This window comes from Nostoc sp., from assembly GCF_036916985.1.
In the GTDB taxonomy this organism is placed as follows: domain Bacteria; phylum Cyanobacteriota; class Cyanobacteriia; order Cyanobacteriales; family Nostocaceae; genus Nostoc.
Genome location: NZ_JBALFD010000096.1, coordinates 110,025 through 118,293 on the forward strand (window position 1 = coordinate 110,025; position 8,269 = coordinate 118,293).

An 8,269-nucleotide genomic window follows, 5' to 3' on the forward strand; every position below is an offset into this window, starting at 1 on the left:
TTGACCTTTGACATTCAAAACAGTCGCTACAATTTTTCACAAAGCCAAGTGTATTAATCCATATACAAATTAAAAGAGCAAGTTAATAATTAAACTCGCTCTTTTGACTGGTTCTTTGGAAATGACCAATGACTATTTTGTAAACACTCTAAGTGCTGCTGCTACACCAGAACCAGGGGTGAAGTCTTCATAGCCAAGTTCTGAGAGGGTAACTTCTAAGGATGCTATACAGCTGAGGATATCGCGATCGCTCACAAAACCCAAGTGACCAATACGGAAAATTTTATTACTCAAGTGGTCTTGACCACCAGCTAAGGCAATATCAAAGCGTTTTTTGATAAATGACCGAATCTTATCCGGTTCAATTCCTTGTGGTGCTACAGCTGTAATCGCCGGACTAGCATAACTATCTGCTGCCAACAGGGGTAAATTTAACCCTTGAATAGCGGCGCGGGTAGCATTCTTCAGCCGTTCATGTCGAGCAAATATTGATTCCAAGCCTTCCTCTTTCATGATTCGCAACGTGGTGTGTAACGCTACAATCAAGTTCACAGGGGGAGTAAATGGGGTTGTATTTTTGGCTGTGGCTTTGCGATATTTGCCTAAGTCCAAATAATATTTCGGTAGCTTTGCAGTTTTGTAAGCTTCCCAAGCTTTGGGACTGACTGAAACAAAACCCAACCCTGGCGGAATCATATAACCTTTTTGGGAACCGGAAGCGACGATATCCAAACCCCAAGCATCCACGGGTAAATTGAACGCACCCAAGCTAGTGACAGCATCAACGATAATTAAAGCTTCACCGTGTTCTTTGACGTGGCGGTTAATGGTTTCTAGATCATTCAACACACCCGTTGAGGTTTCGCTGTGGGTAATGATTACGGCTTTGATTTGCTTTTGGGTATCTGCTTGGAGTTTTTCGGCAAATACTGCGGGGTCTAAGGGTTTTCCCCATTCCACCTTAATTTCTTCTACATTCAAACCGTAGGCTTGACCAACTTCTACCCAGCGTTCACCAAATTTACCATTAGAGCCAACTAAAATGCGATCGCCTGGAGAGAGAAAATTAATTATTGCCGCTTCTACAGCACCCGTACCACTGACATTCAGCGTCAGCACATCGTTTTGAGTTTGGTGCAGCCATTTCAGGTTTTCTGTCACCTCTGCCAATATATTGCTAAATTCACTAGTACGGTGTCCAATTGGATGCTTGGCTAATGCCAGTAAGGCAGCTTCGGGCACCGGGGTAGGGCCTGGAATCATCAGCATCAGCTTATCGTTCATGTGTCTATCCTAAAAGTCAAATAAAAGTCAAAATTGTGGGAAGTTGGTTAAGTCTGATCGCAAATCTTTAGATATTCATCTACAAATTACACTCAGTTTCTCACCAGTCTTGTTGTATATTTTCCAAATTCATAGGAAAAGTATCGTGGGAGTTAACGATCGGCAAGCTTGACGTTTGCAATTTATACCAGACTCTAACTCCGATAAAACTTCTGTTCCAGGCAATTTTACCACACACCTAGACGCCAGGTTAAAGTGTCTGATCGTAGGGGTCTTAAACCCTTTAATTTACGATAAACTGCAAAGTGGAAAGGCTGTTGTCGATGAAACCGGAAGCCCACACTTACTCCGTCAGGAGAAGTGTGGGTAGTTCACTATCGCCTTCAACAGAAGATTGAAAAAGAGGCTCTTGTGCAGGGAGCGGGGAGCAAGGGGGATAGAAAAGAATTGGGTGGGATTCAACCCAATCAATTCGAGAACCACTGGTGGAGATGTGGGGGACGTAAGAACATGTTCTGCTCCGCTACACGGCAGGAGTCAGGGGTCATTCCCCCCAAGCTAAGAGCCTCTTCGTTGAATCCCAGATAAGCATTGCTGCTGTTCAAAACAAAAGGTAAGCTATAGCCAGAGCTTTCTTCCTTTGGGCGTAGGTAGATGTTGAGTAGCAAAATTTTTATATTCCTGCATATAGCATGGGCAGAAATTTGAACTAATAATAGCTACAATAAAATTACTGAGGCCTCTTAATCGGAAAATGACAGACTTAACTCCAAATAGCACCTTTTTAATAGCAGGAATTGTTTTTATAACAATTGCTGTCATCGGGAAATCTAAATTAGCTTTTATTGAAATCAATCCTGGTTTTTTTGGTAGACTTTTGGCTCTAATTATTGGGACTTCGAGTCTATTATATGCTTTGGGATTGTTAAATTTTTCAGTCGGAAACCTTGATTTATTAAGAACTTCTTTTTTGACAGAACAAATAAAACAGAGTATAAGTTCAATTAACGAGCTTTTACAAGGCTCATAATCATTCAGAAAATTTATTTATGGCGTTATATCAAGGGTTAAGGCGAAAATATTTAGTTTAGTCCCTTAACCTTTATATTACTAATAATATGCTCCGACAAGACTATAAGTTAGACTAGCCATTACTAGTAAAGTAACAATCACATAAATAAATTCTCGCTGTAGTAAAAAAGTTAATAGGGAAATAAAAACGCGCAAAATTGGAGTCGCAATTAGTAGTAGCAGTCCGAGTTGAATAATGCTACGATCGCTACCTGATAAAACTGCTTTTACTACACCTATCGGTGAGCAAAATTCCGATGGTTCTCCCCGAAAAAAGTGATATTCCGCAGGTTCAGCACCGTGATGAATCAAGTAGAGTATCCCCCCTAGCAAAACCACAGCACTAGCTATCAAAACACCATATTTCATGAGATTACTGAGCAAATATTCTAATTGCTGCTCGCTTAATGTTTTGATGATGTTATTGTTAACATCAATTTCACCTTCATGAGGCAATTGTGCTACTGTGCTAGTATTTTGCTCTTTTAATTGTTCGATATTAGAGTCTGGATTTTCTGGCGGTAAAGTTAGTGTAACCACTTCACTATTTGGTTGTGCTAGTAATGCCCAACGAAAGCTATTATTAAATTTATACATTTTACAGCCCCCCGATTAAACTGTTGTAGACCATCTTCAAAGCCATTACCACCAGCACAACACTGAAGATAATTCTTAAAATCTGCGTTTTAGCGCCTGTCAATACTCGTGCGCCTAAGAAAGCACCAGGTAATACCCCCAACATCACCGGCATTGATAATCCCGGATCGATGTAGCCTCGTGCTAGGTAAACTCCAGTTGATGCTGCTGCTGTTACGCCGATCATAAAATTGCTGGTGGTGGTAGAAACTTTGAAGGGTAGACGCATAGTTTGATCCATCGCCAATACCTTGAATCCCCCAGAACCAATACCAAGTAACCCAGAAAGCACCCCAGCTATTAACATCACACCAAATCCCATTGGTACTGAATGAACTTGGTAAGACATCACTCCCTCTGGAGTTGGATAACTACTATTCAGTTTGAGATAATTTGCGATCGGATCTATTACTTCATCTTCAGCGTGTTCTATTCTGGGTCGTTGTGAAAGGTATGCTGAATAAATCAGGACGATCGCTAACACGATAGTTAGGGCTTTTACAGAAACAAAAGTAGCGATCATTGCTCCTGCGATCGCACCAATGGTTGTCGCTACTTCTAAAAACATTCCCAATCGCAAATTAGTATAGCCTTTTTTAATATAAGTAGATGCTGCACCCAAAGAAGTAGCGATTACAGATACTAGTGAAGCACCGACGGCGTATCGAATATCAACGCCAAATACCGAAGTTAATAAGGGAACAATTACTACTCCACCCCCTAACCCAGTTAGCGCCCCTAACAAGCCAGCGCTAAATGAACCAATCCAAATAAGTAATGAAAATTCTAAAGTAGTCAAATTTAATTCCTCTTTTTTTTACATCTATATCAAGATGCCAAAATATTTTTTGTATTATTTAAAACTTAATCGATATTTTACTACTGACTACAGATATAGCTGTTTATAATCATGTGTCATACCCTAATTACTTGGGTATTCAAGAGTCAGAAGCCAAAAGAAACTTGAAATCCTAACTTCTCATTCAAAAGCCTCATTAAATTCCTGAAAGTGCAAAGATTAAATCAATACTAGATGCAGGTATTGTCGTAGGTGCAATTACAAAAATATTGCACTAGCACTTCCGAGAAGGAAAGACAATCTAGTTTTAAACCATAATGGGATAACTTTTCTTTTTTCATTAAGCAAGTTTTGATCTTTCCAATGGCGCATATCTCGATGGAGATATAGGGAATTATGGGTTATATTTGAGTAAATTTTCTTCTTTCTTGACTAGTCTCTGACTGATACTTACAGATATCAATATATCTCTAACTTAATGCATATATCTTTGGTTGTATTTCTAAAGATATATTTAATACTACCCGATGTATTTCCTAGAATCAAGTATTAGTAAAAATCTAATCTTACTTTTTATTCCCAAAGATAAAATCGCGTACAGGAATTAAACATATAGGAATACTTCAAATTTATTTTCATAATTAAAAATCATGGTAAATACTTAGTAGCTTGACAAAAGCAATACATATTGAATATCTAGATTTTTAAAATTTAATCTGAATACAAGCATACTTAGATAACTTGACGTAACAATTTTACTTAAAAGATAAGTGTATTAAATTAAATCAGCCAAAGGTAATACTTCCAAAATACAGTTGAAATGATAGTGTAAAAATTAAAATTTATGCTCAATAAAACCGGAGTATTATCGCAGACATTTTTTACAGAAATTCAATATTTAACATTAGTTACAATATTGACGATACTCTTTAAATATCCAGCTATAGGCTGCAATTAGTAAAAGATTGGGACAAAAACATGAAAAACTTCAGATATATTTTGATGGTGGTTGTATTATTCGCAAGCTTAGTATTTGCTAAACCTTCCTTAGCCGATCGCCCGAAATATAGCAAAAACCCTGATTACATAACACTGACTCAACAATTGAAGAATTTGAAAACGGCGGAAAAAACACAAACTCAATTAGAGGGCTATACACCAGAGCAAATCGACCAGAAAATTAACGAGTTAGAGTTGCAACAATATGCTTTTGAGTCAGGAATCGACTGGGGTCAATGTACTAATCAAACAGGAAAAACTCTAGCCATCTACGGCCCAGAACCAAATATTGAGGATGATGAATATTCTGAGAGGGCTGCATTGTATTTTCTGGGTAATGGCCAGACAACTAAAGATCGATGGAATTGTAAGGGAGTTTATCTACCAAATGACGCTACGGCCAGGACTTTGGGAATAAACGAACAAGGCACAGAATTGCCGGGTGGCTTTGTAATTAAGGTTCCGAATGGAACTAACTTAGTTTTGAAGACAAATCCAGATAGTGGGGTAATTGAATTCAATCAAACTGGTACTAAAATCTTGAAAAGTGGCGAAGTGAATTGGTTTATCCCGAACGTATCGCAAGACGTTGTAGATGCACGAGTGATCAATGCACCTACCAAGAATCTCTAGTTACACCACCATTTCTAAATCAACTAATATTTTGGGTGTACTAGTTTTTGCTACTTATCGGCGTCGCTTTAGTTTTAAAGCGATCGCTATGTTAATGTTACTGAGGACTGGGGATTATTAAAACATAACTGATAATCACGCTCAATGCCCCATACCCTCATTCTGAAATTAACTCACGATACACCGTCATTGTTTCCTGATGAACGCGGGCAACACTCAGCCTTTCTAAGTTTTTATTTGCCCGCTGTTTCCATTCGTGCAGCATCTCAGCACTACTCAGTAATTTTACTAAAACTCCAGCCAAAGCATTACTATCTTTTACTGGCACTAAAAGACCTGCTTGCCCATTGTCCAAAGCTTCAGGAATGCCGTCTACCTGAGTACCAACGATCGCAATTCCAGTTTCTCTAGCTTCTGAAAGTACCAGGGGGCAAGGATCGCGGTGGGAAGCCAGCACAAATATGTCACAAGATATCAGATAGCGTTGCGGTTCTGGTTGGAAGCCTTCAAAATGAATGCGTTCTTTTACAGAAGTTGCTTGTGCTTGAGCCTCAAATAGTTGTTTATCAGGGCCATTTCCAACTAAATAAAGATGGGCTTGGGGAAAATCTGAGGCAATTTGTTCAAAGGCCGAGATTAACTCAGCAATTCCCTTACGTTGATACATACCGGCGACAGTGGCGATCGCTGGATGCTGTAATGGTAAAGGTTGATAATCTTTTATCTGTCGGGTGCGAGGACTGCCTAAAGTGCCATTACATACCACCCGCAACTTGTATTCTGGGATACCGCGCCTAATCATAGAATCTCCCACAGCCTTACTGACAGCAATTACCCTGTCAGCTAAACCCATCAGCAGGCTAGCACGCTGAAATTCGTTGTGGACTGTGGAAACTAAAGCATATTTGTGTCCTTTAAAAATACGCGCTAGTATGACCCCTGTCATCATGTGTGCATGAACAATATCCGGTTGAAATTCAGCTGCGATCACTCGGTAACGTCTAGCTGCTTTAATCGTATTTATCGGTTTTCTGCTTTGGTCTAAGTAGTAATGTTTGACACCACAAATATCTAGTAAAGCCTCGTATTCACCACCAGCAGAAACAACCGCTACCTCATCACCACTTTTTGCCTGTAGACAAGCTAAATCCACAGCCACATTCACAATCCCGTTACCTATTTCCTGAACGTGATTCAAAATATGTATAATTCGCATAATGTTTGAGATGTGTATAAAAAATAAAGACAAGTAACTGAGTAGACAAAGACACAATTCTTGAATTTTTAAAGACAACTCAAAATTAGCCAGTAGCTTGTAAAAATCACAAATTACTACTGACCAATAGCTCATGTCTTCAGCTACTTAGCTTTAAAGACTTATTCAGTAACAGCTTAATAAATCGGGATAAAAAAAGATAAGAATTAGGTAAACTCTGGGTGATATCGCTTCTAAAAATTATTGCGCTGTGTCAGTTGCGTAAGTCCTGTTAAAGCTAACACTAGAGAACTAGAATAACTGCGAAAATGACCGCGTTCTGGAGGTGCAACAGGCTGTACTCGAAACCGAAGCTTTCGATAAAACCCGCGATCACTGTGTCATCTTTCATTCAACCATGTGAAAATTCGCACAGCGACATCAATTTATATGCTTCTTATGGAGAATCTATTTTAGATGCCAAAAACCGTCTCTATGACAGCTAAAATTTGCTCACAGAAGCCACAACTTCAGGCTGGTAATTTGTAAGATTACCTCATTTGGAGTGGATATCAGGAACTTTCCTGGCGACTGTCCAATAAAGCATAATTATAGAGAGTATCGCTATAGTTAGCTCCCAACGTGAGTAATGACAAGTTCTGGGTTGTCTTTGGGCAGTAGAATATATACTTCCTTGTTCGCTCGTTGGTAAGATTTGGGAAGCAATGGTTCCTATTTGGCATTTTATAATAAATATGGGCAATAAATTTTAATGAGGTCAAAAATATGACACACTCTTCACCAGAAAGAATAGTCAGACGTGGGAGAGTATTTCCAGAAATTCAATGGAATCAAGCACAAAAAGCTCAAGAAAAAGCCAGAAGACAGGCATTTTATGAGCGTTGTTGGGTGATTTTTGAGCGTTTAAAACCAGAAATACTAGATAAATACTATGGTTGGTATATTGCCATTGAACCTGATAGTGAGGATTATTTTATTGATCGGGATAAAGAAGTAGCAAGTAAGATGGCCAGAGAAAAATATCCTCATGTGATTCATCATATTTTTGGCATTAATGAGACCGGAGTTAGTGGCAGAATATGATTGAGGGAAGATTTGGAGAAAATGGACAAATTTATTTTGAAATTGATTTAATTGGTAAGGATGGTATTAGTTTTCCTGTAGAAACAATGTTAGACACAGGATTTACTGAATTTTTAGCCATGAACAAACAAGATATACAAAGTCTTGATTGGGATTTTTTAAATCAAGATAAATTAAGAACTGCTCAAGGAGAAACTGAATTTGATGTTTATAGTGGTAGGGTAATAATAGATAGTCAAGAGTGGGAAATTCCTATATTTGCTGGAGATGAAATCCAGGAAATTTTACTAGGCTCTCAATGGCTAAAATTATTTATATTAGTCGTTAATTATAGTCAAAATATAGCCAGATTAGAGTTAATTTAATCAAGAGTTTCTACATAGAGACTTACTATTGAATTCTGTTAGCGCAGCGGAACATAGCCCATTCTGACTTTTGACTTCTGAATTCTCCTAAGCTATTCCACATTTAACTTGCAATAGTAATATTGCCCTTATTCTTAACTTTTCTTCCCCATTTAATAATTAACTCTCCTTGATTTAACAGCT

The 8,269-nt window shown here is 38.4% G+C and carries 8 protein-coding genes; 4 read left to right on the top strand and 4 right to left on the bottom strand.

All coding sequences use genetic code 11. The features are described 5' to 3' along the window. Positions 1–132: 132 nt before the first annotated feature. On the bottom strand, positions 133–1,284 hold the full coding sequence (locus tag V7L07_RS31450) for a pyridoxal-phosphate-dependent aminotransferase family protein (protein WP_335063345.1): 1,152 nt from the start codon (positions 1,282–1,284) through the stop codon (positions 133–135). Between the two features lie 754 nt (positions 1,285–2,038). On the opposite strand from V7L07_RS31450, the gene V7L07_RS31455 reads away from it, so the two are divergent. Beyond that, on the top strand, positions 2,039–2,314 hold the full coding sequence (locus V7L07_RS31455) for a hypothetical protein (RefSeq protein ID WP_335063347.1): 276 nt from the start codon (positions 2,039–2,041) through the stop codon (positions 2,312–2,314). Between the two features lie 80 nt (positions 2,315–2,394). Here V7L07_RS31455 and V7L07_RS31460 read toward each other — a convergent pair whose 3' ends face one another. Beyond that, positions 2,395–2,952, bottom strand: a complete 558-nt coding sequence (locus V7L07_RS31460; RefSeq protein WP_335063349.1) for a DUF1634 domain-containing protein — start codon at positions 2,950–2,952, stop codon at positions 2,395–2,397. A gap of 1 nt (position 2,953) precedes the next feature. After that, positions 2,954–3,790 (bottom strand): sulfite exporter TauE/SafE family protein, encoded by an 837-nt coding sequence (locus V7L07_RS31465; RefSeq protein ID WP_335063351.1) that lies wholly within the window; start codon positions 3,788–3,790, stop codon positions 2,954–2,956. Positions 3,791–4,768: 978 nt separating this feature from the next. Between V7L07_RS31465 and V7L07_RS31470 the strand changes: the two genes are divergently transcribed. Further along, entirely contained in the window at positions 4,769–5,422 is a 654-nt protein-coding gene (locus tag V7L07_RS31470; RefSeq protein WP_335063353.1) for a hypothetical protein, read from the top strand. 157 nt (positions 5,423–5,579) lie between these two features. On the opposite strand, the gene V7L07_RS31475 is transcribed toward V7L07_RS31470, so the two are convergent. Further along, positions 5,580–6,638 carry a glycosyltransferase family 4 protein gene (locus tag V7L07_RS31475; protein WP_335063354.1) on the bottom strand — a complete coding sequence of 353 codons (1,059 nt, stop codon included), beginning with the start codon at positions 6,636–6,638 and terminating at the stop codon, positions 5,580–5,582. Between the two features lie 765 nt (positions 6,639–7,403). Between V7L07_RS31475 and V7L07_RS31480 the strand changes: the two genes are divergently transcribed. Together V7L07_RS31480 and V7L07_RS31485 are read left to right on the top strand one after the other, a co-directional pair. Next, on the top strand, positions 7,404–7,721 hold the full coding sequence (locus tag V7L07_RS31480) for a hypothetical protein (RefSeq protein WP_335063356.1): 318 nt from the start codon (positions 7,404–7,406) through the stop codon (positions 7,719–7,721). Further along, positions 7,718–8,086 (top strand): aspartyl protease, encoded by a 369-nt coding sequence (locus V7L07_RS31485; RefSeq protein ID WP_335063358.1) that lies wholly within the window; start codon positions 7,718–7,720, stop codon positions 8,084–8,086. The genes V7L07_RS31480 and V7L07_RS31485 overlap by 4 nt, the downstream gene beginning before the upstream one ends. The last annotated feature ends 183 nt before the right edge of the window (positions 8,087–8,269 follow it).